Origin of the sequence: Roseomonas sp. HF4 (assembly GCF_005222755.1) — a bacterium.
Lineage (GTDB): Bacteria > Pseudomonadota > Alphaproteobacteria > Acetobacterales > Acetobacteraceae > Neoroseomonas.
In genome coordinates, this window is sequence record NZ_STGD01000009.1 from 1 (window position 1) to 25930 (window position 25930).

Annotated in this window: 27 protein-coding genes, 1 tRNA gene and 1 pseudogene; 19 read left to right on the forward strand and 10 right to left on the reverse strand. The window is 70.4% G+C overall.

Annotated elements, in window-relative coordinates:
- Window positions 1–943 precede the first annotated feature (943 nt).
- From E8M80_RS14415 to E8M80_RS25990, 4 genes are all read right to left on the reverse strand, one after another.
- Window positions 944–1906, reverse strand: coding sequence for a helix-turn-helix transcriptional regulator (locus tag E8M80_RS14415; RefSeq protein WP_137126412.1), 963 nt, complete (start codon window positions 1904–1906; stop codon window positions 944–946).
- Between the two features lie 98 nt (window positions 1907–2004).
- Window positions 2005–2211, reverse strand: a complete 207-nt coding sequence (locus tag E8M80_RS14420) for a hypothetical protein (RefSeq protein ID WP_137126413.1) — start codon at window positions 2209–2211, stop codon at window positions 2005–2007.
- A gap of 156 nt (window positions 2212–2367) precedes the next feature.
- Complete coding sequence (locus E8M80_RS26295) at window positions 2368–2949, reverse strand: lysozyme (protein WP_240790043.1); 582 nt, start codon at window positions 2947–2949, stop codon at window positions 2368–2370.
- A 10-nt stretch (window positions 2950–2959) separates the two neighbouring features.
- Entirely contained in the window at window positions 2960–3244 is a 285-nt protein-coding gene (locus E8M80_RS25990) for a hypothetical protein (RefSeq protein WP_170979420.1), read from the reverse strand.
- Window positions 3245–3569: 325 nt separating this feature from the next.
- Between E8M80_RS25990 and E8M80_RS25995 the strand changes: the two genes are divergently transcribed.
- Window positions 3570–3989 carry a hypothetical protein gene (locus E8M80_RS25995; protein WP_170979421.1) on the forward strand — a complete coding sequence of 140 codons (420 nt, stop codon included), beginning with the start codon at window positions 3570–3572 and terminating at the stop codon, window positions 3987–3989.
- 382 nt (window positions 3990–4371) lie between these two features.
- Here E8M80_RS25995 and E8M80_RS27045 read toward each other — a convergent pair.
- Together E8M80_RS27045 and E8M80_RS14440 are read right to left on the reverse strand one after the other, a co-directional pair.
- Window positions 4372–4539 (reverse strand): annotated as a pseudogene (locus E8M80_RS27045) (hypothetical protein); the annotation flags it as partial.
- Window positions 4540–4554: 15 nt separating this feature from the next.
- The gene (locus E8M80_RS14440) at window positions 4555–5787 is read right to left on the reverse strand and encodes a lipid A deacylase LpxR family protein (RefSeq protein ID WP_370287446.1); all 1233 of its coding nucleotides are present in this window, start codon (window positions 5785–5787) and stop codon (window positions 4555–4557) included.
- Window positions 5788–6200: 413 nt separating this feature from the next.
- Between E8M80_RS14440 and E8M80_RS14445 the strand changes: the two genes are divergently transcribed.
- The gene (locus tag E8M80_RS14445; RefSeq protein WP_137126414.1) at window positions 6201–6803 is read left to right on the forward strand and encodes an OsmC family protein; all 603 of its coding nucleotides are present in this window, start codon (window positions 6201–6203) and stop codon (window positions 6801–6803) included.
- 60 nt (window positions 6804–6863) lie between these two features.
- Complete coding sequence (locus E8M80_RS14450; protein WP_206035639.1) at window positions 6864–7889, forward strand: NAD(P)-binding domain-containing protein; 1026 nt, start codon at window positions 6864–6866, stop codon at window positions 7887–7889.
- Between the two features lie 64 nt (window positions 7890–7953).
- Here the strand turns inward: E8M80_RS14450 and E8M80_RS14455 are convergent, their stop codons facing one another.
- The gene (locus E8M80_RS14455) at window positions 7954–9639 is read right to left on the reverse strand and encodes a phage/plasmid primase, P4 family (RefSeq protein WP_240790045.1); all 1686 of its coding nucleotides are present in this window, start codon (window positions 9637–9639) and stop codon (window positions 7954–7956) included.
- A 131-nt stretch (window positions 9640–9770) separates the two neighbouring features.
- On the opposite strand from E8M80_RS14455, the gene E8M80_RS14460 reads away from it, so the two are divergent.
- The 3 genes from E8M80_RS14460 (at window position 9771) to E8M80_RS14470 (ending at window position 13112) form a co-directional block, all read left to right on the forward strand.
- Window positions 9771–11039, forward strand: coding sequence for a helicase-related protein (locus E8M80_RS14460; RefSeq protein WP_137126415.1), 1269 nt, complete (start codon window positions 9771–9773; stop codon window positions 11037–11039).
- 76 nt (window positions 11040–11115) lie between these two features.
- On the forward strand, window positions 11116–11568 hold the full coding sequence (locus E8M80_RS14465; RefSeq protein WP_240790059.1) for a HEPN family nuclease: 453 nt from the start codon (window positions 11116–11118) through the stop codon (window positions 11566–11568).
- A gap of 44 nt (window positions 11569–11612) precedes the next feature.
- Window positions 11613–13112, forward strand: a complete 1500-nt coding sequence (locus E8M80_RS14470) for a hypothetical protein (protein ID WP_137126417.1) — start codon at window positions 11613–11615, stop codon at window positions 13110–13112.
- Between the two features lie 521 nt (window positions 13113–13633).
- Here the strand turns inward: E8M80_RS14470 and E8M80_RS14475 are convergent.
- Window positions 13634–13723, reverse strand: a tRNA-Ser gene (locus E8M80_RS14475).
- Between the two features lie 220 nt (window positions 13724–13943).
- Here E8M80_RS14475 and rplU point away from each other — a divergent pair.
- From rplU to proB, 4 genes are all read left to right on the forward strand, one after another.
- A complete protein-coding gene (rplU, locus tag E8M80_RS14480) occupies window positions 13944–14261 on the forward strand; it encodes a 50S ribosomal protein L21 (RefSeq protein ID WP_137126418.1) in 318 nt (105 codons plus the stop codon).
- 19 nt (window positions 14262–14280) lie between these two features.
- Window positions 14281–14550, forward strand: coding sequence for a 50S ribosomal protein L27 (rpmA, locus tag E8M80_RS14485; RefSeq protein WP_137126419.1), 270 nt, complete (start codon window positions 14281–14283; stop codon window positions 14548–14550).
- Between the two features lie 71 nt (window positions 14551–14621).
- The gene (gene obgE / locus E8M80_RS14490) at window positions 14622–15626 is read left to right on the forward strand and encodes a GTPase ObgE (protein WP_137126420.1); all 1005 of its coding nucleotides are present in this window, start codon (window positions 14622–14624) and stop codon (window positions 15624–15626) included.
- Window positions 15627–15660: 34 nt separating this feature from the next.
- Window positions 15661–16779 carry a glutamate 5-kinase gene (gene proB, locus E8M80_RS14495; RefSeq protein ID WP_137126421.1) on the forward strand — a complete coding sequence of 373 codons (1119 nt, stop codon included), beginning with the start codon at window positions 15661–15663 and terminating at the stop codon, window positions 16777–16779.
- Between the two features lie 9 nt (window positions 16780–16788).
- On the opposite strand, the gene E8M80_RS14500 is transcribed toward proB, so the two are convergent.
- Window positions 16789–17067, reverse strand: coding sequence for a hypothetical protein (locus E8M80_RS14500; protein WP_137126422.1), 279 nt, complete (start codon window positions 17065–17067; stop codon window positions 16789–16791).
- Window positions 17068–17312: 245 nt separating this feature from the next.
- Between E8M80_RS14500 and E8M80_RS14505 the strand changes: the two genes are divergently transcribed.
- The 6 genes from E8M80_RS14505 to E8M80_RS14530 all read left to right on the forward strand — a co-directional run bounded on the left by E8M80_RS14505 (window position 17313) and on the right by E8M80_RS14530 (window position 23675).
- Window positions 17313–18308: a tripartite tricarboxylate transporter substrate binding protein gene (locus tag E8M80_RS14505; protein ID WP_137126423.1), complete on the forward strand. Its 996-nt coding sequence runs from the start codon at window positions 17313–17315 to the stop codon at window positions 18306–18308.
- A 107-nt stretch (window positions 18309–18415) separates the two neighbouring features.
- Window positions 18416–19900, forward strand: a complete 1485-nt coding sequence (locus tag E8M80_RS14510; RefSeq protein ID WP_137126424.1) for an ABC transporter substrate-binding protein — start codon at window positions 18416–18418, stop codon at window positions 19898–19900.
- A gap of 150 nt (window positions 19901–20050) precedes the next feature.
- Window positions 20051–21316: a glutamate-5-semialdehyde dehydrogenase gene (locus E8M80_RS14515; protein WP_137126425.1), complete on the forward strand. Its 1266-nt coding sequence runs from the start codon at window positions 20051–20053 to the stop codon at window positions 21314–21316.
- Window positions 21313–22068, forward strand: a complete 756-nt coding sequence (locus E8M80_RS14520) for a hypothetical protein (protein ID WP_137126426.1) — start codon at window positions 21313–21315, stop codon at window positions 22066–22068. The genes E8M80_RS14515 and E8M80_RS14520 overlap by 4 nt, the downstream gene beginning before the upstream one ends.
- A gap of 132 nt (window positions 22069–22200) precedes the next feature.
- On the forward strand, window positions 22201–23052 hold the full coding sequence (locus E8M80_RS14525) for a 2-keto-4-pentenoate hydratase (RefSeq protein ID WP_137126427.1): 852 nt from the start codon (window positions 22201–22203) through the stop codon (window positions 23050–23052).
- Complete coding sequence (locus tag E8M80_RS14530; RefSeq protein ID WP_137126428.1) at window positions 23049–23675, forward strand: nicotinate-nucleotide adenylyltransferase; 627 nt, start codon at window positions 23049–23051, stop codon at window positions 23673–23675. The genes E8M80_RS14525 and E8M80_RS14530 overlap by 4 nt, the downstream gene beginning before the upstream one ends.
- On the opposite strand, the gene E8M80_RS26000 is transcribed toward E8M80_RS14530, so the two are convergent.
- Window positions 23626–24144, reverse strand: a complete 519-nt coding sequence (locus tag E8M80_RS26000; protein WP_170979424.1) for a hypothetical protein — start codon at window positions 24142–24144, stop codon at window positions 23626–23628. The two genes, E8M80_RS14530 and E8M80_RS26000, sit on opposite strands and share 50 nt — an antisense overlap.
- An 85-nt stretch (window positions 24145–24229) precedes the next feature.
- Here E8M80_RS26000 and rsfS point away from each other — a divergent pair, with 85 nt between their 5' ends.
- The 3 genes from rsfS to E8M80_RS14545 all read left to right on the forward strand — a co-directional run bounded on the left by rsfS (window position 24230) and on the right by E8M80_RS14545 (window position 25923).
- A complete protein-coding gene (gene rsfS / locus E8M80_RS14535; RefSeq protein ID WP_137126429.1) occupies window positions 24230–24553 on the forward strand; it encodes a ribosome silencing factor in 324 nt (107 codons plus the stop codon).
- 19 nt (window positions 24554–24572) lie between these two features.
- Complete coding sequence (locus E8M80_RS14540) at window positions 24573–25004, forward strand: 23S rRNA (pseudouridine(1915)-N(3))-methyltransferase RlmH (RefSeq protein WP_240790046.1); 432 nt, start codon at window positions 24573–24575, stop codon at window positions 25002–25004.
- A 241-nt stretch (window positions 25005–25245) separates the two neighbouring features.
- A complete protein-coding gene (locus tag E8M80_RS14545; protein ID WP_137126431.1) occupies window positions 25246–25923 on the forward strand; it encodes an NnrU family protein in 678 nt (225 codons plus the stop codon).
- The last annotated feature ends 7 nt before the right edge of the window (window positions 25924–25930 follow it).

The following is a 25930-nucleotide window of genomic DNA, read 5'->3' on the forward strand; positions in this document are numbered from 1 at the left end:
CAGCATCGGCCACCGTCTTGCCCTGGCCAACCAGAACCTCCGCCTGCCGCAGCTTCGCGACAATCTCCTCCGGCGTGTGCGCCTTCTTCCGTCCCATCCCACAACCTCCCATCGCTGCCACCGGACTACATCACCGGCGGACCGCTTCTAGGGGGGCAGGTCAACCGCCACTCCGAGCGGCCTAGCAGCCAGTGAGCTGCCATCAGGGCACGCTCCTCTTCGTGACCTGCAATGCCAGCGGGGCCGTGGCGAGATCCACCGTCGAGGCGCTGACGTTCCGCGCGGTGACGCGCAGGCTGTTGCTAGTTTCTCGATGAAGCAGCCGTTGCTGCGCCAGGCCCGTCACTTCGCATCCATGGATTGTCCCGGCGGTGAATTTCGCTGCGATGTGCGTTGTGCGGCGCTAGCGTTCGGGCAGATGGGGACCCGGACCCGACAAGGCGGGGACCGCCGGAGGCGCTGCACGAGGGGTAAATCGAGGGCGGTGGTGGGGATGGCGGCGAACCCGCTGGTGCCCACCAGGCCGGCCGGCATAGGGCCGGCCGCGTCATCAGCGATCGACCGTGCCCGCTGCCGTTCGGCGCGACGCGCCTGGAGCGCCGGGCACCCCGTCGTGACAATGCGATTCCGTTACCACATCGCTGTGTCGTCGCGACTGATCAGCAGTTTACCGGCGTCAACCGAAGTCGCTCCTCGTCGTACGGCAGCAGCGGACTGGCCATCAGGACGAGATTGACGATGGCGATGACGAGAACAGTGAAGGTGATCATTGGCGACGGTCCGCTTTCCTGCGTCGAGCCGCCGAGGCTTCGGGCAGCGGGACAGGGCGGAGCTTGGCTGCCACCGAGCCGCGCCGGCAGACGCGGCAACGGGCGCCGGGCGGCGCATCACGACGCACATACGCGCATCACGACGCATCGCCCTTTTCCCTCGAGCTTGCCGGTCAGTTTTCTTTCGTCGGAAGCAGGTCGGCGAACAGCCCGCGGACGGCGGCCAGCGCCTCCATCTGGGGGGCGCGCGCGGGGTCGTTCCGGCGGGTCTCGCCCGTGGTCCAGGACTGCGCCGGTTCGTGCACGAGCCAAGTGTGCTTCGTCGCCGAAGTCTCCGGCATCCGGAACGCCGCATGAAGCGCCTCGGGCAGGCGAACGCCGGCGCCTCCCCTGGTGCAGGCCACTGCCCTCTCGCCTATCGCCGTGAAGGCGGCCTCGTCAGGAAGTCGACCAAGCCTGAAGGCGAGCACGCGGGCCGAGTACATGGTTGCGATCGCCGTACTCCTCCGGGCGGTCATCAATCCGTCGAGAAGGAGTGGCTCCTCATCCGGAACGCCCTCAAGCGCGAGAAAACCCGGCGTGCCGGTAACCTGCCCCTCCAGAACACCGTACAGCCAGCCGCCCAGTTCGAAGGCGGCGCCGCGCATATGCACCAAAGGACGATACACCCATTCAATCGGCAAGAATCCGGCGCCCTCAAGCCAACCGATGCGCATGGGCAGAAAGACGATCCCGCCATTCAGAGTGGGACTCGGAAAGACCAGCATCCACAGAGCGGCGTATCGTTCCTCAGCAAAGGCGAGATTGGACGCCATCGTCTCCTTCGCGCGCGGCAAAATGGGGAAGTCGCCTGCGGCCCGTTCGAGCGTCGCGGTCCCCACGCCGAGGCGTTGCGCAAACTCGGTCGCTGTGCCGTCCCAGGTGAGGCGGTCGAAGCGGGGCAGGGATTTGGCCAAAACGGCGGTCAGCGCAGTCAGCGAATGATCGCTAGGCTGTAGTGCGCCGTTGAGCCAGCGTGACACGACCGACTTGTCCACCTCGATCGCCTGGGCGAGCTGTGCGCGAGAGAGATTGGCCCGGCCTAACGCCAGTCGCAGCTTCTCCGCAAAGGCCTCGATGGCCGGTCCACCGCGCATGGGGCTCTCGCTCGCTTAAGGAACCATGAGGCAGAGCTACCCATTACGACAAGCGTAACAATGGGATGGTGCGCCGGGCACGGTCGACGCGATGATGATCAACCACAGATCGCCTTATTGAATGCCCGATCCGCCGCCATCGCATCCATCATGCGCGCGAGCGCCGGCGCGTTGGCGAGTTCGAGGACGGCCTGCCGCTGCAGCTCGGTGGGGAACTCTGTCACGCGCGGACAGGGCCGATCAGAAATCCCCGCTCCGCAGCCGCTCAGCAGCACCAGTACGCTCAGCCTCACGAGCCGCCGCATCTCCCGCCCTCCTCATTGTCTGTTCTGCGCGCGCCGCCTCCGCGCGTTGGGCATCACGGCGTTCGCGCCGCCCGGCCAGATACGCGGCACCGAGCGCGGCGACCGCCGCGCCGGCCAGTGCGACCCACCCCTGCACGCGGGCCCAGAGCGCCGCGATCACGCCACGCGCTCCCGGCGTAGCAAGACGGCAACGGCTATCACCGCAATGGCGAGCACCAATGCCACGCCGATCCAGACCGGCACGCCCGCCAACGCCTGCAGCGCGGGTGCCGCAGTGGCCGCCGCGGCGGCATATCCGCCGAGCTTCGCTGCTTCGGCGCCCTCCTTGGGTGGCGCGGCCGGCGCGACATGCCGCCTGGCGACGAACTCCCCGCGCGCCAAGAGCCCGGCCTCGGCGGCACGCCGGTTCACCAGCCCGGGCACCGTCACCAGCCGCCCGTTCTGCCGCTGCTTCACGTAGAGCCCCATGCGCCGGATCGCGCCGTCATAGTCGCCGCTGTTCAGCGTCGCCGCTATGTTGGCCAGCGGCTTCCCCGCCACCGTGCTGTGCCCCAGGTTGAACGCGAACGACACCAGCGCGCCGTGCTGCCCATCGGTCAGCGGCACGGTGACGCTGCGCCCGATCGCCGCCTCGACCGGCGCGAGATCCGCCAGCAGAAGGCGCTCTGCCTCGGCCTGCGTGATGCGCTGCCCCGGGCCGCACGGTGCGGGTACGGGCCGTGCTGGACAGAGGCGCACGCTGCTCCGTCTATCGGCTCGCCGGTGTGGTGACCACGAGATCGGTCACCTTGCCATGTCGATCGATGGTGCAGTTGAACTCGAGCCGGCTGGCGCCTAGGACCAGCACGCCGGGGAGTGCGGCGCCATCGCTGGAACGGCTGAAGCGGGGATTTTCGAGCGCGTAGCCTCGGACGCCCTGTTGCCGGACCGTCCCAAGGCACTCACGTCGCGCCACGGCTTCTGACTGCGCAGCCGCAGGGTTCGCCTGCAGCGCCGTGGCCAACCCGCCGAGCACCAGGACGACTGTATGCATGATGCCCTCCCGCCTTCGGGGAGTTTGCCGGATCCGCGCTGCTGCGCGCTACATTGACCGCGTCCACCCTCGCTCGAACCTGACCGCGACGAAGAGTGCAGGACGTCCTGACCGTCATGGCGGTCCGCAGGGGGCAAGGCGGCAAGATCCACAGCACAAGCCCGCTGGAGCGCGTCAACTGCGCGATCAAACGCCGCACCGACGTTGGACACCATCCAGCACGTGGCGGTGTTGCCCCGGCATGACCCGGGAACTGCCACGAACTTCTCCCCGTTTCGCGCGTTGATCCCTAGAGGCGCCGTCTGCGCCTCGGGAGAAGGACGCCATGCACACCCTGAGGAAGCCTGGCACGCGCGCAGCAATTCTCGCGCTTCCGCTGCTTCTGCTGCTGCCCGCGGCGCTGCCGGCGCAGAGCCTGAAATCGGCACCGTCACCGCCGCAACAGACCGCTGGTGCCACGGTTTCCATGGCCGAGCCGATCGACCCGCCGACGCAGGTCGGTCGCGTCGCACGTACCGTAGGCCAAGTGTCCTACCGCGAGGCGGGCGAGGAGCAGTGGCAGCCGGCCACACGCAACCTGCCGGTGATCGAGGGCCATGCGGTCTACGCCGCCCCTGGCAGCCGCGCGCTGCTCGAGATCGGGCAGAGCCGCATCGCCCTGGAAGGCGGGACGGACCTGGAGTTCGCGACGATGAACGAGAGCGGCCTTTCGGCCACGCTGCCGATGGGCGCAGCCGCAGCGTGAAGGCGCCGCGCAGCAACGGCCGGCTACCGAGGATCAGCGCCAAGGTGCGGACCAGCAGCGTCGCGCCGCCGAACAGCAACAGCAGCGTCAGGCGGTGGAGCAGCAACGTCGTGCGGCCGAAGAGCAGCAGCGCCGAGGTGCAGAACAGCAGCGGCGCGCTGGTGAGCAGCAACAACGTGAAGGCGCCGCGCAGCAACGGCCGGCTACCGAGGATCAGCGCCAAGGTGCGGAACAGCAGCGTCGCGCCGCCGAACAGCAGCAGCGACAAACCGACCGGCGTCGCAACGGCCAGAGAAACGATTGACCCACGGCCGCCCATCCTGCCCCCGCCATCATCGCCGGAGGCGAAAAGCGCGTTCTTGCGGCTGAGGCAGATCGGGCGGATGGCGCGCTCGAAGGTGGTGATGTCGAGCTCGATCCGGCCGTGCTTGAGGAGCCGCAGCGCCTCGAGCTCGATCTGCCCGTCGAAGCGGATGATGCCGATCTGCGCGAAGGCGACCCCCGCGCCGGACCGCGCCGTCTGCCGCCGGTTCAGCGAACTGTCCTGCATCACCGCGCCCGCCCGCTAGTTCTGCGCCGTCACCAGCCGCGATGCGGCTGCGTAGGCGGCGTCCGCATGACGACCATGTTCGACCGCAGCAGCTGGTCGACGATCTGCGCGGCGGCGAGCGGTACGACAAGGTCGTGCCCCGTCCGACGCGGCTTGCCCTCCGAATTGAAGCGCAGCGCGTAGCACAACATCTCGGCGACCTCCTGACGTGTCGCCGGTGACAGCGCGTCCAGATGGCCCGCCTGCAGGAGGCGGCCGGTCAGGCCCTCGGCATCCGGCATCACCGAGGCGACCGCCTCGTAGATCATGGTCCATGGCAGGGATGACCGCCACGCCGGCCTGCAGGTCGGCGACCAGGGGCCGGGAGATCACGCTGCGACTTTCCGCCCAGGTATTGCCGTCGAGGAAGATGTCGCGCGCTACTGCGCGGCCCTCCACCCCGCCGAAGACATACCAGCCGAACTCGTCGCTCTGCGGCTGGAAAAAGGCGCTCCCGGCTAGCGCTGGACGGATCCGCGGCGGCCCGAAATCGGCGGCGAGGTTGCGGCCGACGCGCAGGAGCGCGCCCGCCGCGGCATAGGTCTGGAGGTTGCCCACGCTGCCGCTGACCGAGGGCAGCAGTTCGAGCCCCAGCGTCTCGTCCCCGGCCAGCGGCACGCGCCACTTGCGTTCAAGGATCAGCGCGACCGTCGGCTCGTCGGAAAGCTGGTGGTCCCAGCCATTAGACGGCGCCACGCCGATCACCGAATGCCAGCCGTTCTGCACGAACTTTCCACCGGCCGAGGGCCCGACGATGCCGGCCTGAATCTCGAGTACCGATAGGCTCATCGCCGTGACGCGGGACAGCGACAGCGCGCCGTAGAGATATCCCGCATAGGGCCTGTCGGTCGGGTCAGGATCGTAGAGCGCGGTGTCCTGCGGCGTGAAGATCGACTGGCCGAGGGCTAGGCCCCAGCGCAGCTCGCCCGGTCCCTGCAGGAAGTCGAGCTGCCTATTGAGCCAGGCGAGCGGCGCCGGCAGGTCGGCCGAAGGGGAGCGCCAAGCAATCTGAAGACCGTTCGTGTAGTAGCGGTCCGTTCCGCCCAGCACGTCGTTCTCTATACCGAAGCTCAGCGTGCCGGCTGCATCCGGCGGCGGCGGCATCGGTGCGCCCGGAGCCTGGGCTAAGGTCGGGCTTGCCGCGAGCGTGGCGCATGCGGCTAGCGCAGAAAGGGATCTCGAACACCGAGACGGCGAGCGGATCGTCATGAAAGGCGTCGTCTCCGTTGCTCGGCGCGTCGTGCTCCGGCTGCCAGTTTAACATGTGGCGCTCAACTTTGGTTGCGTCGCTGGGGGTGCCGGCCAGCCCGGTTTGCGGCCACGTGAGCTAGTGATCCCGCGCCGGCATCGACCGCCCCAAGCCGCGACTGGCGGCTACTGAGGCTCGGAAACTGCGGGCCAAGCCAGCGACCTCGCGAACTGGCCCGTTCAACGAGCCAACGACATCTCAAGACTTCCGCAAGGGCTTCTCCAAGCGCCGACGGTATCGGCTGCCTAGGGTTCAACCACGTCCAACGGAGCGGCACCCATCAGGCCATCCGCCTGACGCCCGAGGGACGAGCATACCGACTGTCACCCACCAGCAGGCGGGACCGCCGCCGACCAGATCATGGAGAAGCAACATGAACGCCGTCACCACCACCGCCGAAGCCCCCGCCCCCGCGACGAAGAAGGAGAAGCCGCCGCTCAACGGCGTGAACACGCCCGCGCTGCTCGCGACCATCGGCGTCGTCGCCGACCAGCCGGCGCTCGCCAAGTTCCAGTTCCGCGCGCATGGGCAGTGGAAGTCCGGCACGCACATGCAGGGCACCATGCTTGGCTTCTTCGGCGCCGGCGGGGAGCACGCGCACAAGGCCGCCACCATGGCCGACAGCGATCACCCCGCGGTCCTGTGCGGCGAGGACCAGGGTCCGACGCCGGTCGAATGGATCCTGCACGGCCTCGCCGGCTGCCTCACCGCGGGCATCGCCAATATCGCCGCGGTGCGCGGCGTGACGCTGCATTCGGTCGAATCCTTCGTGGAAGGCGATGTCGACCTGCGCGGAATCCTCGGCCTGTCGGAGGATGTCCGCAACGGCTTCAGCGACGTGCGCGTGACCTTCAAGGTGAAGGGCGACGCGCCGGCCGAGACGCTGAAGGCCATCGTTGCGCAGGCCAAGGCCCGCTCCGCCGTCTTCGACGTCATGACGAACGGCGTGCCGGTCTCCATCGCCGTGGAGGCCTGACGCCAAAGGCCGGCGGCGCGCCTCAGCGCCGCCGGCCCCTCGTTCCCAGCGGAGGATCCCATGCGGACCACCGACGCCATCATCATCGGCGCCGGCCAGGCGGGGCTTGCCATGAGCCATTGCCTCGCGGCGCGCGGCATCGACCACCTGGTGCTCGAGCGCGGTCGCGTTGCCGAACGCTGGCGCTCCGAACGCTGGGACAGCCTCCGCCTGCTGACCCCGAACTGGATGAGCCGCCTGCCAGGCTGGTCCTATCGCGGCGCCGACCCCGATGGGTTCATGACCATGTCCGAGGTGGTCACCTATCTCGAAGGCTACGCCGTCCGCGCGCCGGTGGTCACTGGCGTCGCGGTGCATGCACTGCATCGCGCGCCCACCGGCTATCGGCTGGAGACGAGTGCCGGCACCTTCGCAGCCCCCGCCGTGGTCATCGCCACCGGCCAGTGCGACGTGCCCCACATTCCGGCCATGGCGGCCGAGTTGCCGCGGAGGATCCACCAGGTCACGCCCTCCGGCTACCGCAACCCATTCCTGCTGCCGGATGGTGGCGTACTGGTCGTCGGAGCCTCCGCCTCCGGCGTGCAGATCGCCGAGGAAATCCATCGGTCCGGCCGCCAGGTCACGCTCGCCGTCGGGCGCCATACGCGCCTGCCGCGGCGCTGGCGCGGGCGCGACATCCTCGACTGGATGGACCGCGCCGGCATGCTCACCGAATCCGCCGAGCAGGTGCGCGACCTGTCCGCAGCGCGCACCCAGCCCTCGCTGCAGCTGGTCGGCCGGCCGGATCATGCGAGCCTCGACCTCGGCACGCTACGCGCCATCGGGGTGCGCATCGCGGGGCGCCTCGCCGGGATCGCGGGGGGCCGCGCGCTGCTGCGCGACGACCTGGCCGAGACCACCGCCGGCGCGCAGCGCACGCTCGACCGGCTGCTGGACCGGATCGCCGCCGTGGCCGATGCCGAGGGCGCGCCGGACGACGCCCCGCCCCCGGCACTCGCGCCCTTCGCCCGCACGCCATCCGCGATCGACCTCGCGGCCGAAGGCATCCGCACCGTCATCTGGGCCACCGGCTTCAGGCGCGACTAAGGGCGATTAACCGGACAACGCGTCGCATGCGTCGCTGGCGTCGCTGGCCTCGGCTCCAGGTCGGTCATGCGTCGGTCTCGTTCCAGGGTTTTGCCGCGGGTTCCGGCAGCAGGCGGATCCCCAGGTAGCCGCGGCCGCGGAACAGCGCGCAGTCCTTTGCTCGCCGAAAGCCTTGCCTCTCCAGCATCGCCCCGAGCCATTTCGCATTGTGCGGCTCGTCGGACCGTTCCTGCACGAAGGTGCGCCAGGAACCGAACAGCTTGCTGCTCATCTCGCCGAAGCCCGCGCCGATCTCGCAGCACTCCTCCACCCACTGGGTCAGCAGGTCCTGCTCGGCGAAGTACTCGGCCGTGGCATCAAGGACGGCCCTCGGGCGCAGGAGCCCGTCGCGCTGCCACGCGAGGCACCCATCGATCATCCAGCGCAGGATGCCGGGCCACTCGCCGCGCAGCTTGTCAGAGAGTTGCGGATCAGGCGAAGCAGGCCGATGAACGAATGGGACGACGTTGAATCGGCGTCGGGCAGCATCATCGACGTTCCGCAGCGCGGGTTTGTGGTTGCCGCTGATCGTCAGCTTGAAGTTCGGGACGTAGGTAAAGAAGTCCTGCCGCATGAAGCGTGCTGTGACCGGATCACCGCCCGTCAGTGCCTTGATCCGGGCCTCTGCCCAGGCGCGACCCTCCTCGGTCTCGGTGGTCATCACCAATCTGGCCCCCGCCAGCATCGCTAGGTCGGTCGGGTGCTTTTCCCCCTTCGACGCCGTGAATGTGTCGAGGGCAGCGGTGACGGCATAGGCGCCCATGATTCCCGATACCGTGACCAGGAGGACGCCTTTGCCGTTGCCGCCGGGGCCATAGACGAAGAGCAGGGCGTGCTCGCGGGTGATGCCGGTGAGGCAGTAGCCGAACCAGCGCTGTAGGAACCCGATCAGTGCCGGGTCACCGTTGGTCGCCTGCTCGAGGAAGGCCAACCAGGTCGGGCAGTCGGCGGTCGAGGCCGGCGCGACTGCGGTGATGCGGGTGATGTAGTCGGTGCCGGCGGCCGCGCGCATCATCCCCGTTCGCAGGTCGATGACGCCACCCGGTGTGCCGAGCAATTGCGGATCCGAATCCCAGATATCCGCGGTGACGGCGAGGGCTTCGTCGGCTTGGGCGAAGCGTTCGACCGCCGCGGCGAAGGACGCCTTGCCGGTGATGGCCTGCGTCTTGAACTCTGCGCCGCGATTGAGGGATGCGACGAGCTGGCGCGCCCAGGTGAAGGCCCTACGGGTCCGATCGCGCACCCATCGGACGTCGTCCCATCGGTACCAGCAACCTGTGGTGTGGCAGTAGCGGAGGTCGTTGCCGTGCCGTTTGGCGAAGGCGAGCGCGACGCCATGCTCGGTCAGCTCGACCTGGCCCTCTGCGGAAGTGTCAGACCGGTCAGCCAGGAAGGCGGGGTCGGTGAGGTCGCCGACCGAGAGCCAGCCCTGCTCGATCATCAGCTTGAGGAAGGCGAGGTGGTCGTGCCCGGCGCAGTGGCCGTGCATGCAGTGCAGCACGAAGCGGCCAGACTCGGACGCCGAGGCGTTCATCGCGATGGTGGCGAAGTCGTCCGCGGCGGACGTGTGCGCGGCGGCATTCACGCAGCGGAGGTGGTGCTTGCGGTCGACCACCCTGTCGACGAAGCACCCCGGGCGGCGTGCCTGCAGGGCGGTGACGACCTCGAAGCGCCGGGCCTGGCTGCGCTCCCAGCGGCGGAGGTCGAACACCTCGCCGGTCCTGGGGTCGGTGACCTCGAGCCGATCGAAGGGGTGGGTCTCCTGCTTTCGGCGGCGCTCCCCACGCGACGCGCCCGCGACGGCCGGCAGCGCGAAGATGTCGCAGGGGGTGCCGTCGAGGATTGCTGTCTCCGGAGGCGGACCTCCTCCCGCGCGACGTGCTAGGGCCGCGGTTCGACGATCTCAGCTCAGATATCCGCACCGACTTCCTGAACGACTTCCAGGGGCTCGCCGAGCGGCACAATCCGATCGTGCGTCGGGTTGTTCGGCGCACCAGGCCGATGCTCGAAGCGCGCGGGCTGCTGAAGCGCATTGGCGTGTTGACGCATCCGAAGCCTGAGGACGGCCTGCCAACCTCGCTGTTCAGCGGTGAGGGCCTGGAGATGAGCATTGCCTTCAGGGCGGCCTATGAGGCCGCTGAAGCCTTCAGCCGCCTTTACGCGCAGCGCTTTCCCGGCGCTGGCTTTCTAAAGACCATCCTTCTGCGCCGCATCGGTTCTTCGGCGCGCGCAGGGCTGGAGACAGCACGGCATCTGCTTGGTCGGCTGGACGGTCCGCTCGTCCCCGAAGACGAGACGAGCGATGAAGGCGTCCCCGACAATGCCCTGCCGCCCGATCCCCAGGAGATCGAATACCTACGCGACGTTGAGCGGAACCTGGCCGCCGTCGTGGCAGGCAGTGACACGGATCCGAAGGTTCAGGTGGTGCTGCACTATCTGCGTGAGCGGCGCTGGCTTGAGACGAACGGCGCCATCATCTTCAGCCAGTACCGGACGACGGCGGAGTGGGTCCTGGAGGCCCTCTGTGCCGCGTTTCCGGACGAGCCGGTGGCGCTCTACGCCGGCGGCGCCGCGTCCTTCGTGCAGCGCGGTCAGGATCGCCGCACGGCTGCCCGCGAGCAGATCAAGCGACGCATCCAAGATGGGGAGATCAGGCTGGTCTGCGCCACGGACGCTGCTTGCGAGGGGCTGAATCTACAGCGCCTCGGTGCGCAGGTGAACATCGACTTGCCGTGGAACCCATCGCGGCTGGAGCAGCGGAAGGGGCGCGTGCAGCGCATCGGCCAGGCGCGAGACGACATTCACGTGCTGAGCCTGCGCTATGCCGGCACCGTGGAGGATCAGGTCTACGCGGCGTTGTCCCAGCGCTTCGGCGACATCTTCTCGGTCCTTGGCCAGCTTCCGGATGCCTTCGAGGACGACTGGATCTCGGCCGTGCTCAAGGATCGCACGGCACTGCAGAACTTCTCACAGCGCGTCGAGACGGCGAAGCCACCGATGGAGCTGCGCTACTCTCTGGACATCGCCGACGATCAGGGCCTCGACTGGGAGTACGCAGAAAAGGTCCTCTCCTCGCGCGATATCGACGAGTGGATGCGGCAGGGATGGTGATTACAGCGATCGCCAGTCAGATTGCTCCTATCCTCGGAGCGTTCCGCCCATGATGCCGCATGTCCCCGTGCTCGACATGATGCGTCGGACGATGATCAACTTGGCCTTCGTTGAGCGCCATGCTGCCAAGGACGGGCCCTTTGAGGTCACGCAGCTGATCAACTCCTTCCTCGGTGCCCTGGCGCATCCTTGGGAGACCCTGAAGGCCGACCTGCCGACCACATCGCTTGCGGATGCCGCGGCAGCAGGGTGGCCCGTCCCGGAACAGCAAGGAGGCCGCGGACCTCCGCCGGAGTCACTTGGTGACTTGCTGCGCTTGCTTCGCAACGGGATCGCCCATGGAAACCTTAGCTTTCTTCCCGATGGCCGCGGCCAGATCCAGGCAGTCCGCATCGAAAACTACGATCGGGGTCGACTGACTTGGCGCGGCGTGATCTCCGTACAGGATATGCGGGCGCTCTTGCATCGGTTCGTCGTGCTGGTGGAGGAGGTCGACCACGAAGCCCGCCAGCCAAAGCGCACGGCATAGGCTTCGTCTGACTGTTCGCGTCGGGGCCTTGGGAGGGAGGGAACATGTCGATTGATGTCAGCGGGGTCGCCCGCATCCGGCATGCGGAAAATGGCACCGTTTACACAGTCGATCCCGACGAGTTGGACTGGGACGAGGTTGGCAACGAGGAGCGCGGCATGGGTGCCGAGGTCACCCATGTGGCGGTAGTCGAGCATTCAGAGCTGGGGAACCTGAACTGGACCGTCTGGGAATACCCAGTGGGCACTTACAATAATCAGCAGACGGATGTCGGTCGACATACGCTGCTGGAAAATTTCGAGTTCGGGGTGTCGGACCCGGACGTTGCCGCCTCAGACCGGGAGGCTCGCATCCAGGCGATGGTCGACTGGTTCTTCGAGAATTTTGAAGACCCCGCCCACCGCACACCCTACGAAACTGCCGAGGGCGGCTACATCTGGATTTGGGGCGGGCCATATGACGCCGCCGACGAGATCGGCAGCAACTTCTCAGAAGAGGATCAGGAGCTTATCGATGAGGCCGTCGAGCGCGTGCAGCACGACGGGATATTCGACTGGGCGCCTACCGAGAAGCCCGGCGACTACGAACCTGAACGGGACGACCCCGAGGACGAACCCGGTGACGGGCAGCCTCCCGTGGAAGACGAGGAAGAACCGGACGGACGCGTCTCTAGCTTTGAGGACATCCTCGCCACCATTCCCCCCGAACCGTCAGGTCCGCTCTTCGACCGAACGGATCAGGCACGGATCGATCTGGTCGATTGGGACGGCGCTGCGGCCCCTGACGGCGCTCTGCTATCGGCGCTGCGCGAGCAGACGGCCGAGCTGATCTTGCAGCTGGAGGGCACCAACGGACATCAGGCCCTTCTTCACGCCCTGATTCGATACTCCGACGCGGTCAACGCCGTGCCGGCGCCGATCCCGCGCCTCTACATCGAGGGTGTCTTCCTTGAGAACGCGGCCGCCCAGGGCGATCGGGAGATCGTGGCCGGCGACCGCCCACCCCTGCCCGGCAGTGTCCCGAGCGGCTTGGCGTCCCTGCACCATTTGCACGGGACACTAATTATGTCGACGCCGACCGGCTCAGCCATGGTCGAGGCGGCGGAGCGGTATCGTGCGACGCCCAAAGATCAGGATCGCCTGAACCAGTCGATCAAGGAAGTGGCGCAGGCCATCCGCGACACCCCAGTCGTCTTTGGTCCGGTCGCGCGGCAACTGGCGGAACAGGCAGCCTCCAACGTCGGCAAGGGCGAGCGGCCCGCGCGGTCGAACCACGCTGCATCCCTGCTCCTTAAGCGCATGCTGGCTGGGGCCGGTAAGGTCGTTAAATTTGCAGTGGTTGCGGGCCTCCTGACCGTCGTGGGCGACGGCTTGGCGGCGACCGGGGCAGGGGTGCAAGCGATGGCGGCCGTTACGGCCTTAGGCGAAGCCGCTTGGAGCTTCCTAGTAGGCCACGTCGACGCTCTGCGGACCTTCGCCGCCTTGGTGGGTTCTGACCTTGGTTGGCTGCGCCAGCTAACGGCTTGGCTGCTCAGTCGGCGATAGCGGCATGCAGTCGCCAACATCGATGATGATGACAAAAAGCGAACAAACCTGGATATCAGTGATTGCTCCAGCTCCAGTATCGTAAGCGTGCGCTGACGGCTGCGGCCTTCCCGGAACTCTGGCGCTTGCTTGTGCCGTTCGACCGGCCGGCATGCGCGTCGTGGCACCAGGCAGATGCACCGTTCAACTCAGGGGTAGTGACCGTGGAATCTGAATTCCCGGGAACGTGCCGAAGTTCAGCGGAAGCGTACCGAAGTGTTCGCTCTCGAAGTACGGATTTCGGCCGAGTGGGGTTCGAACCGGGCTAAGTACCGACCGCACTGAAACCGGCCTCAGACCAAGTTTTTTGAGTTCCGTACCAAATCGGCCAAGTCAGGAGGTCCGGAGAGAATTGGCCTCCGGAGAGCGATTCTCGGGCGTCTCCGCGCCGGGCCAGTCAACAGGTCCGCCCCGGAAAGCCCAGGAAACCTGCGACTCAGCGGGGTCGCCGGTCTGGCGGCGAGCACGGCTCGTATGGGAACTGGCGGAGAGGGTGGGATTCGAACCCACGGTACAGTTGCCCGTACTTCGGTTTTCGAGACCGACCCGTTCGACCACTCCGGCACCTCTCCGCGCGCGGCCATCCTGCGACGGCCGAAAGAGAACCCCGGTCGAGGGGACCCGCCGTATAATCGCCCTTCCCGCGCCGCGCAACGCCCCCGACCGTTGACGCGCGCCCGCCGACGGCGCTATACGCCCGCCTCCCACGGTGGCACCTCGGTGCCGCCGACGGTTGTATTCGGGTGGAAGCCCGGAAACCTCCGCCAGTTTGAACGCGTTCCGGGGCGACCCATGACCTATGCAGTGATCCGCACCGGCGGCAAGCAGTACCGCGTCACGCCTGACGCCGTGCTCACCGTCGAGAAGCTCGAAGCCGAGCCCGGGGCAACCGTGACCTTCCACGACGTGCTGCTTCTGGGCGGCGAAGCGGGCCTTACGGTCGGCGCGCCGACCGTGCCGGGCGCCTCCGTGACCGCAACGGTCGTCAAGCAGTCCCGCGGCGACAAGGTCCTCATCTTCAAGAAGCGCCGCCGCCAGAACAGCCGGCGCAAGAACGGCCATCGGCAGCACCAGACGGTGCTGAAGATCGCCTCCATCACCGCCGCCTGAGCGGAGAAGGACACAAGCCATGGCACACAAGAAGGCAGGCGGCTCGTCCCGCAACGGCCGCGACAGCGCGGGCAAGCGCCTCGGCGTGAAGCTCTTCGGCGGGCAGACCGTGAACGCAGGCTCCATCATCGTGACCCAGCGCGGCACGAAGATGATCCCGGGCGACAACGTCTATGCCGGCCGCCAGCACAGCCTGCATGCCAAGGTGGATGGCCGCGTCACCTTCCGCCGCCGTGCAGAAGGCCGCGTCCACGTGACGGTCGTGCCGGACGCGCAGGCCGCCGAGTAACGGATCGCCTGATCGCGATGCGTGGGCGGGGGCCGCGAGGCCCCCGTTTTCGTTCCAGGGCACCCTGAACCATGAAATTCCTCGACGAGGCCAAGGTCTGGGTGAAGGCCGGCGACGGCGGCGATGGCGTCATCGCCTTCCGCCGTGAGAAATATATCGAGTTCGGCGGCCCCGACGGAGGCAACGGCGGCAAGGGCGGCGACGTGATCGCCGAAGCGGTCGAGGGCCTGAACACCCTGATCGACTACCGCTACGCGCAGCATTTCAAGGCGCGCAAGGGCGGCAACGGCGCCGGCGCCGACCGAACCGGCGCCGGATCCGACGACGTGGTCCTCAAGGTCCCGGTCGGCACGCAGATCCTGGCCGACGACAAGGAAACGCTGCTCGCCGACCTCGACGCCCCCGGCAAGCGCGTCGTCATCGCGAAGGGTGGCGACGGCGGGCACGGCAACGCCCACTTCAAGACGAGCACGAATCGTGCCCCGCGCCGCGCCGACAAGGGCTGGCCGGGGGACGAACGCTGGATCTGGCTCCGCCTGAAGCTCATCGCCGATGCCGGCCTGGTCGGCCTGCCCAATGCGGGCAAGTCCACCTTCCTGGCAGCCGTCTCGGCGGCCAAGCCGAAGATCGCCGACTACCCCTTCACCACGCTCCATCCGCAGCTCGGCGTGGTGCGGCTCAACGCAACCGAGGAATTCGTCCTCGCCGACATCCCCGGCCTGATCGAGGGCGCGCACGAAGGGGCGGGCCTCGGCGACCGCTTCCTGGGCCATGTCGAGCGCTGCGCGGTGCTGCTGCATCTGGTCGACGGCACCCAGGCGGACCCCGCCAAGGCCTACCGCACCATCCGGCGCGAACTCGCGGGCTATGGCCATGGCCTCGCGGAGAAGCCCGAGGTCGTCGCGCTGAACAAGCTCGACGCCATGACGGCGCAGGCCCGTGCCTCCCGTGTCAAGGCGCTCGAACGCGCCTGCGGCCGGCCGGTGATGGTCCTGAGCGGCGCGACGGGGCAGGGGGTGCCTGAGGCGCTGCGCGTCCTGGCCGACACGATCGCGGCCCAGCGACGCGGGGACTGAACCTTCGCCGCGCGGCATGCTAGAGCCGCCGGCCATGTCCGCATCTTCCCTCGCGCAGGCGAAGCGCATCGTCGTCAAGATCGGCTCCGCTCTCGTGGTGGACGAGGCGACGGCCGCGCCGCGCGCCGCCTGGCTCGCCTCGGTGGCGGCGGACATCGCGGCGCTGCGCGCCCGCGGCGCCGAAGTCGTCGTCGTCTCCTCGGGCGCGATTTCGCTCGCCCGCCGCGCCCTCGGCCTGACGCGCCGCGCCTTGCGGCTCGAGGAAAAGCAGGCAGCCGCAGCGGTCGGCCAGATCCGCCTGGCCGGCGCCTGGCAGGATGCGCTCGCCTCGCATGGCATGAACGCCGCGCAGCTGCTGCTGACGCTCGAGGATTCCGAGGACCGGCGCCGCTACCTCAATGCGCGCGCGACCGTCTCGACGCTGCTCGGGCTCGGCTGCGTGCCTGTCATCAACGAGAACGACACCGTGGCCACCGCCGAGATCCGCTTCGGCGACAACGACCGCCTCGCCGCGCGCGTCGCCGAGATGATCAGCGCCGATGCGCTGGTGCTGCTGTCCGACATCGATGGCCTCTACACGGCCGACCCGCGCAAGGACCCCGCGGCCGTGCACATCCCGGTGGTCGAGCGGCTGACGGACGAGGTCATGGCCATGGGGGGCGAGCCGCCGCCCGGCTATTCCTCGGGCGGCATGCGCACGAAGCTCATCGCCGCGCGCATCGCGACCGGGGCGGGCTCGGCCATGGCGATCGCGCTCGGCAAGCGGGACAACCCGCTCACGGCCATGGCGGATGGCGCGCGCTGCACCTGGTTCCTGCCCGCGCCCGAGGGCCGCACCGCGCGCAAGCGCTGGATCGCCGGCAGCCTGGCTCCGCTCGGCGTGCTCACGGTCGATGCGGGCGCGGCTCGGGCGCTGGCGCGCGGGTCATCCCTGCTGCCGGCGGGCGTTCGCGCCGTCGTGGGCGACTTCGCGCGCGGCGACCCGCTGAGCGTGCGGGACGAAGCGGGACGCGAACTGGCGCGCGGCCTGTCGGCCTACGATGCCGACGCCGCGCGCCTGATCGCCGGCCATCGCAGCGAGGAACTCGAAGCGCTGCTCGGCTGGCGCGGGCGGGACGAGATCATCCACCGGGACGACCTCGTCCTGCTGTAGGCCGACGCGTCAGCCGCGCGGCACGGGGATGTGGCGAACCGAGAGGTTCTCGCCCGAACCCTCGATCACCGCGATGTAGCGCGCCGGCTGGTGGGCCGGCGGCGTCAGGAGCTCGACCGAGAGGTTCTCGCCGCTGCCCGTCACGCGGGCGGGGGAGAGCGTGAGCGTCTCGCGCGGCGTGGTCGCGGAGACCGACTGGTTGTCGCCGCTGCCGACGACGACCGAGCCGGATCCGATCAGCCATTCGTTCGCCTGGGCACCCGTATGGACCAGGGCGGCGAACGCCACGGCGGTGGCGATGCGGAGGATGATGCGGTTCCTTCCTGTGGTGTGCGGGGGGGCGGAAGCGTCCTGACCACCTCTTCGTTCGATCACGTGGGAAGGTGACGCGGCGGCCCCCAAGGGACTGCGCGAATGATGCCGATCGGGACCGCGAATGGCGCGCGGCCACACATCTTTGCGAGGCGCCCTTGCATGTGCGAGTTTCGCGCCGCCCGCGCCACCCGGCGCCAAACAGCCATGAGGCCACGCAGATGACCTTCACCCGGGACGGAAACCACCGCCTGCTCCGCCGATCGCTCCTCGTTGCCGCGGCGGCCGCGCCGCTCGCGCGCCCCGCACTCGCGCAGGAGGGCTTCCCGAACCGCCCCGTGCGCCTCGTCGTCGGCTTCACGCCGGGCGGCGCCACCGACATCTCCGCCCGCGCCATGATGGGCAAGATGAGCGAGGTCCTCGGCCAGCCCGTGGTGGTGGAGAACCGCCCCGGCGCCGGCAGCAACCTTGCCTCCGAGATCGTGGCGCGCAGCGCGCCGGACGGGCACACCATCCTGCTCGCCACGCTCGGCGCGCTGGTGATCAGCCCGATGATCATGCGCCTGCCGATCGACCCCGCGCGCGACCTGGTGCCGGTCTCGATCGCGGTCGACCTGTTCAACATCATGGTCACGCCGGCGGACCGGCCCTGGCGCAGCGCGGCGGATGTCATCGCCGCGGCGAAGTCGAAGCCGGGCGAGCTCTCCTGGGGCCACAGCGGCATCGGCAGCGCGCCGCAGCTCGCCGGGCTGCTGTTCGCGAAGATGGCGGGCATCGACACGATCGGCGTGTCCTATCGCGGCGGCGGGCTGGTCGTGACCGACCTCGTCTCGGGCCGCCTCGACTACGGCTTCCCGACCGCCCCCTCCGTCCTGCCGCAGGTGCGGGAAGGCCGCGTGCGCGCGCTGGCCGTGCCGACGGCGAACCGCTCGCGCCTGCTGCCCGACGTGCCGACCGTCGCCGAGAGCGGCCTGCCCGGCTACGACGTGCCGTCCTGGTACGCCATCGTCGCGCCTGCGGGCACGCCGCAGCCGGCGATCGCGAAGCTGAACCAGGCCGTGACGACGGCGCTGCGCGACCCGGGCGTCACCGAGATCCTGAACCGCAACGGCCTGGAGCCGATGCCGACCACGCCCGAGGAGATGGCCCGCGCCTGGGCGGCCGAACGCGAGAAGTGGGGCCCGCTGATCCGCGAGAGCGGCATCCGCATCGACTGATCCTCGCCCGTGCCGGCCCTGGGCCGGCACGGCGCGGCAGGCGCACCGGGTTGCCTCGGCCGGACACGCGGCGCAGCATCGTCACTCCTCCGGGAAGGAGCACGCCCATGCGCCGCATCGCCGCCTTCGTCGCCGTCGCCCTGCTTGCCGCGCCGGCCGGCGCTCAGACGCTTCGCATCGGCATCGGCTCCGATCCCAACGTGCTGGATCCCGCCGCGAGCGGATCCTTCGTCGAGCGCGTGGTCTTCTCGGCGCTCTGCGACAAGCTCGTGGATGTCGGTCCGGACCTGGCCTTCCGCCCGGAACTCGCGACACGATGGGCGTGGGCGCCGGACGGGCTTTCGCTGACGCTGTCGCTGCGCGCCGGCGTGCGGTTCCACGACGGCACGCCGCTCGATGCGGAAGCGGTGCGCGCCAACCTCGAACGCTACCGCTCGGCCCCCGAATCGCGCCGGCGGGGCGAACTCCGCCCGATCCGCGCGATCGAGACGCCGGACCCCGCGACCGTGGTGATCCGCCTCTCCGCGCCCTATGCGCCGCTGCTCTCGGTGCTGGCCGACCGCGCGGGCATGATGATGTCGCCGACGGCGCTCGCACGGCTTGGGGAGCGCATCCGCGAGGAGCCGGTCTGCTCCGGTCCCTTCCGCCTGACCCGCCGCGTGGCCCAGGACCGGATCGAGATGGAGCGCTTCCCCGGCTACTGGAACGCGGCCGAGATCCACGCCGAGCGCCTGGTGTTCCAGCCCATCCCGGACGGCACGGTGCGGCTGCTGAACCTGCGCGCGGGGCAGCTCGACATCATCGAGCGGCTGTCGCCCTCGGATGTCGCCGAGGCGCGGCGCGACGCACGGCTGCAGGTGGTGGATTCGACCGCGCTCGCCTACCAGACGATGGCCATCAACACCGCGACCGGCGCGCTGCGCGACCCGCGCGTGCGGCAGGCGCTGGAACTCAGCATCGACCGCGCCGTGATCAACCAGGTGGCGCTGGAAGGGCTGTTCGTGCCGAACAACCAGCCCGAGGCGCCGGGCACGCCCTACCACTTCGCCGACCTGCCCGCGCCGCCGCGCGACCCCGCCCGTGCCCGCGCCCTGCTGCGGGAGGCCGGGCACGACCGCTTCGCCTTCACGCTCAAGGTCACGAACAGCCCGGTGGAGGGCCAGGTCGCGCAGATCATCCAGGCCATGGCGGCCGAGGGCGGCTTCGACATCCGGCTCGAGACGCTGGAGAGCAGCACGCTGGTCGCCGCCACCCGGCGCGGGGACTACGACGCCGCCATCGTCATCTGGTCCGGCCGCCCCGACCCGGACGGCAACATCGCCATCTGGCTGGCGAGCGACGGCTTCCTGAACTGGGGAAAATACGCGAACCCCGAGGTCGACGCCGCGCTGGCCGCCGCGCGCGCCAGCACCGACCCCGCGGCGCGGCGCGCCCAGTACCGGCTGGCGGCGCAACGCTGGCTGGCCGACCGGCCGCATCTCATCCTCTACAACCATCGCTGGTTCTGGGGCCTGCGGGCCGGGGTGGAGGGGTTCCAGCCGAACGCGGACGGGATCATCCGGTTTGCGGGGCTGAAGGTCGGAGGGAGGTGAACTCCCCCCGATCCCCCCTCCTTCTCTGAGACTCGGGCACTGGCCCACTGGCCGGTTCCCAAAGGCCAAAGAAAAGAAGGGAGGGGGAGCGGGGGAGGTTCTCCTTCCCCGCCCTTTTCTTTCGGACCCCCGCGGCATTAAGTCTGCGGCATGAACGCCATCGCCCAGGACGCCGCCCGGCTTCTCGAAACCGCCGCTGAGGCCGCCCGTGCGGCCGCCGGCACCGTCGCGCGCGCCCCGACCCCGGTGAAGAACGCTGCCCTGATCGCCGCCGCCGCCGCGCTGCGCGTCCGGTCGGATGCGCTGCTCGCCGCCAATGCCGCCGACCTCGACGCCGCCACCGGCCTGACCCCGGCCTACCGCGACCGCCTGACGCTGACCCCCGCGCGCATCGACGCGATGGCGCAGGGCCTCGAGGATGTCGCCGCGCTGCCCGATCCGGTCGGCCGCGTGCTGGCGGAATGGACGCGGCCGAACGGGCTCGTCATCCGCCGCATCGCGCAGCCGCTCGGCGTCATCGGCATGATCTTCGAGAGCCGCCCGAACGTGACGGCCGATGCCGCCGCGCTCTGCCTCAAGTCCGGCAACGCGGTGATCCTGCGCGGCGGCTCCGAGAGCACGCGCAGCGCCGCCGCGATCCATGCCTGCCTGGCCGAGGGCCTGCGCGCCGCCGGCCTGCCGGAGGCCGCGGTGCAGGTCGCGGCCACCCCCGACCGCGCCTATGTCGGCGCCATGCTGCGCGCCTCTGGCCTGATCGACCTGATCGTGCCGCGCGGCGGCAAGGGGCTGGTCACGCGCGTGCTGGAGGACGCCCGCGTGCCCGTCCTCGCCCATGCCGAGGGCCTCTGCCACACCTATGTCCACGCCGCCGCCGACCCGGCCATGGCGCGGTCCATCGTGGCGAATGCCAAGATGCGCCGCACCGGCATCTGCGGCGCGACCGAGACGCTGCTCGTCGACGCCGCCATCGCGCCGGACCTGCTGCCGCTGCTGGTCGCGGACCTGCGCGCGCTCGGCTGCGGGTTCCGCGCCGACCCGCGCGCGCGCGCCATCGTGGCGGACCTTCCGGCCGCTTCCGAGGCCGACTTCGCCACCGAATGGCTCGACGCCGTCCTCTCGGTGAAGGTGGTGAACGGGCTCGAGGACGCGCTCGCGCATATCCGCCGCTACGGGTCGGAGCATACCGAGGCGATCATCACGCAGGACGAGGCCGCGGCGCGCGCCTTCCTCGACGGCCTCGATTCCGCAGTCGGCATGTGGAATGCCTCGACGCAGTTCTGCGACGGGGGCGAGTTCGGCTTCGGCGCCGAGATCGGCATCGCGACCGGCCGGCTGCATGCGCGCGGGCCGGTTGGGCTCGAGCAGCTCTGCACCTATCGCTATAAGGTGCTCGGCACCGGGCAGACGCGGCCGTGAGGCGCGCGGCGCTGGCGCTCTCGGGGTTGCTGGCGGCGGGGCCCGCCGCTGCCGCCTGCCCGGACGTGCCGGCCGTCGCGCGCTTCGCCATGGCGGTGCTGGAGCGCCGGGTGCCGCCGCCCTTCCCGGACCTGACCGAGGCCGATGCCCGCTGCGCGCAGGACCGCCTGGTCGCGACGCTCGCGCAGCCCTGGGGCGACGTGGTCGGCCATGCGCTGGCCGCCGAGGCGATGCCGCCGATGCAGGGCGCGCTGGTCTTCGCGACGCTGCGCGCCCGGACGGGCGCCGTCATCGAGGCCGGCTACGCCGCCCGGCCGGCGGTGGCGCCGGGCCTGCTGCTCCGCATGGGTGAGGACAGGCGGATCGCGGCGGCGCATCCCTACCTCGCGCTGCTCGACCTCGCGCTGGTGCCGGCGCCGGGCAGGGCGGCGCGCATCGCAGGCAATCTCGGGCTCAGGCTCGGCGTGGTCGGGCCGGAGACGGCGGTCGCGGACCCCGCGGCGCTCGCCGCCGAGGCGGTTCTGCAATCGGATGGCAGCGTGCTCGCGAGCCTGCCGGCGCTCGGCCTCGCGGCGCCGCCGGCGACGCTGGTGGCCGAACTCGGCCGTGACCTCGCGGCGGCCGGCCGGCCGCTCCGGCCGGGCGAGCATGTCGCGCTGCTGGCCGCGCCTGTCCCGGTGCCGCCGCGCGCGGGGGAGACCTGGCGCCTCTCGGTCCCGGGGCTCGGCGCGGTCGGCGTCACCTTCCGCTGAGCGACCGTTCGCGACGGCCGGCGCCGGGCGCCAGGCTGCGCCCGCAGGCGCGGTCGCGAACGATCCCCGAGAACCGCTTTCCCGCTCCGGGGCGGTGCCGGTAGCATCGCCACCCACGCGGAGGAACGACCCATGCGCAGGATGCTGCTTGCCGCCCTGGCGGCGCTGCCCCTCACGGCGGAGGCCGCCTGCCCGGACGAGGCCGCGGTCCGCGCCCTGGCCGAGAACCTGCTCGAGAACCGGCCGAGCCCGGCACTAACGAGCATGGCCACCCTGGCCGACGGGCTCTGCGCGCAGGACCGGCTGGTCGCGATGCTCGTGCCGCACTGGGGGCCGCCGGTCGGCTACAAGGTCGGGCTGACCAGCGCGCCGGTGCAGGCCCGCTTCGGGGTGAACCAGCCGCTGCGCGGGGTGCTGCTGCGCAGCAGCGTCAGCCTTGCCGACGGCGCCGAGGTGCCGGCGCGCTTCGGCGCGGTGCCGATCATCGAGAGCGACTTCCTGGTGCGCGTGCGCGACGCCGGCATCAACCAGGCGGGGCGGGACCATGTCGCGATCCTGCGCCACCTCGACGCCGTCATGCCCTACATCGAATTGCCGGACCTCGTTCTCTCCGGCGGCTTCGACGGGCCGAACCTGCTGGCGATCAACGTCGGCGCACGGCTCGGCGTGGTTGGTATGCCGGTTCCGGTCGAGGCAACGCAGGCCTTCGCCGACCGGCTGGCGAACATGACGGTGACGATGGTGGACGACCGCGGGCAGGAACGCGCGCGCGCGCCCGGCACCGCGGCGCTCGGCCACCCGCTGAATGTCGTGGCCTTCCTCATCGAGGATCTTGCGCGCGCCGGACGGCGGCTGGAGGCGGGGCAGGTGATCTCGGTCGCCGGCTATTCGCCGACGCTGCCGCTCGAGCCCGGGCGCACCTACACGGTGCGCTACGAGGGGCTCGCGGCGCAGCCGGTCAGCGTGAGCGTCCGCACGCGGTGACGCCGGGGCGCTTCGGCGACCGGCGGAGGGTGCGGGTCGGGTTGCTCGGCGGGTCGTTCAACCCGGCGCATGCGGGGCACCTGCATGTCGCGCGCATGGCGCGGCGGGCGCTCGGGCTCGACCAGGTCTGGCTGATGGTCTCGCCCGGCAATCCGCTCAAGCCGGCACGCGGCATGGCGCCGCTGGCGGAACGGCTGGCGTCGGCCCGACGGATCGCGGACGGGCGGCGCGTCATCGCGACCGACATCGAGCGCGCGCTCGGCACGCGCTACACGGCCGATACGCTGCGGCTGCTGCACGGGCGCTTTCCCCGCGTGCGCTTCACGCTCGTGATCGGCGCAGACAACCTCGTGCAGCTGCCGCGGTGGCAGGACTGGCGGCGGATCGCGCGGGGGACGGCGCTCGCGGTCCTGCCGCGGCCGGGTTGGACGCGCCGGGCGCTGGCCGGGCAGGCGGCGTGCGTGTTGCGTCCCCATCGGCGCGCGCCGGGGGCGCTCCTCGAGGAAGGATTTGCGCCGCACGCGCCTTGGTGCTTGGTTCCGGCGCGGGAGCACGCCGCATCCGCCACCGCCATCAGAAGGGCGCGGGCGGAGGACGACACGGGCGAGAGGAGGGGGCCATAGCCCGCACGCCGAAGACCACCGAGACGAAACCCGCCGCGACGAAGGCCGCGCCCGGGAAGCCGAAACGGGCTGCGCCGAAGGCGGCCGTGGCGGAGCCGCTGAAGGCGCCGGCCAGCAAGGCCGCGGCTGCCGGCGCGGCGAAGCCCGCGGCCAAGGCGCCGAAGGCCGCTGCGCGTCGGGGCGCGACCGCCAGGCCCGCGGCACCGGCAAAGCCCAGGGCCGCAGCCGCGCCGAAGGCGCCTGCGCCGGCCAAGGCTGCGGCGAAGGCCGGGACCAAGGCGCCGGCGAAGGCCAAGGCCCCGGCCACAGTGAAGTCCTCGGCCCCCAAGGCCCGCGCGGTGCCCAAGGCGGCTGTGCCGTCGGGTGCCAAGGCGCCTGCCAAGGCGCCTGCGAAGGCCGCGTCTCCGCCGAAGGCCAAGGCGCCGCCGAAGGCCAAGGCTGCGCACAGGGCGAAGGCGGCGGCCGCCAAGGCCCCCGCCGCGCCGCGCCCCGCGCGCGGCCGCAAGCGGGAAAAGCTCTCGCCCGACCGCCTGTCCCAGCTCGTCGCCGCGGCGATGGCCTCGCTCGAGGACGACAAGGCCGAGAACATCGTGCTGCTGGATGTCACGGGCCGCGCCGACTACGCCGACCGCCTGATCATCGCGACCGGCCTGGTGGAGCGGCAGCTCCAGGCCATGGCGACGCATCTCGACGAGGCGCTCGGCAAGGCGGGGCTGCAGTTGCGGCGCGATTCGATCCAGGCCTCGCCGGACTGGGTGCTGATCGACGCCGGCGACCTCGTGATCCACTTGTTCCGGCCCGAGGCGCGCGAGCTGTATCGCATCGAGCGCATGTGGGGCCCGGACAGCCCGGGGGCCTCCGACGCCGCGCCCGGTTAGGATCCTTGCGGTCGGGCGGATGAAGACGGGGCCTGAGGCGGCGCTCTACGCGCACTACGCCGCGCGCCTGCGCCCGCCGCCCGAGGTGACCGAGGTGCCCGAGGCGCGCGGCTCGGCCGCGGAGATCCGCCGGCGGGAAGGCGCCGGCCTGCTGGCCGCATTGCCGCCCGACGCGCTGGCGGTGGCGCTCGACCTCGGCGGCGAGGCGCCGGACAGCGAAGGCTTCGCGGGCCTGCTCGCGCGCTGGGAGGCGTCCGGGCGCACGCCCTGCTTCCTGATCGGCGGCGCCGAGGGTCTCGACCCGGCGGTGACCGCCCGAGCCGGGCACCGCATGGCCCTGGGCCCCATGACCTGGCCGCATTTCCTGGTGCGCGGGATGCTGGCCGAGCAACTCTACCGGGCGCAGGCGATCCGGCAGAACCATCCGTATCATCGCGCCTGGCGACCTTGAGGCGGAGGGGGAGAGGGGAACTTCTCCTCCCCGGCCCCCCCAACCTTCTTTGGCACCCGGCGCCCGACCTGCGGGGACGGGTGCCAGGTGCCGAAGAAGGAAGGCTTGGGGTCCCGCGGCGTTGCGTCGCAACGGTCGTGGGGTCCCGAATCGGCGGAGCTTCTCCTCCCCACGATCTTCCCGCGCAACGCATGGACCGCCGCACTGGACGCGCCGCCCCCCGCGCGGCGACACTCCCGCCATGATCCTGTTGGTCCTCGCCGCCCTCCTCTGGGTCTTCGTCCATGTCGGTGTCTCGGGCACGGCGCTGCGCGGGGCCGTCGTGGCGCGGCTGGGCGAGACCGGGTTCACCATCGCCTTCTCGGTCGCTTCGGTCGCCGCCATCGCGCTGCTGGTGCAGGCCTGGCAGGGCGCGGAGACCACGCCGCTGTGGTTCGCACCCGCCTGGCTGCGCTGGGTCCTGGCCGTGCTGATGCTGCCGGCCTTCGTGCTGTTCGCCTGCTCGCTGATCGGCAACCCGACCGCGATGGGGGGCGCGCGGCTGATCGCGGCCGGGCCGCGCGGCATCCAGCGCGTCACGCGCCACCCCATGCTCTGGTCCTTCGCGATCTGGGCGGCGGTTCACGTCGTCGGCAATGGCGACAGCGCGGCGATCGTGTTCTTCGGCGCCTTTCTCGTCACCGCGCTGGCCGGCATGCCCTCGATCGACGCCAAGATGGCCAGGCGGCATGGGGATGGTTGGGCGGGCTTCGCGGCCGCCTCGTCCATCCTGCCCTTCGGCGCGATCCTGGCCGGGCGGAACCGGCTTGACCTGCGGGAGATCGGCTGGATCGCGCCCCTGGCCGGGCTCGTGCTCTGGGCCGGGTTCCTGCACGCGCACCGCCATGTCTTCGGCGTGCCGGCGCTGATCCTCGGCTGAACGCCCG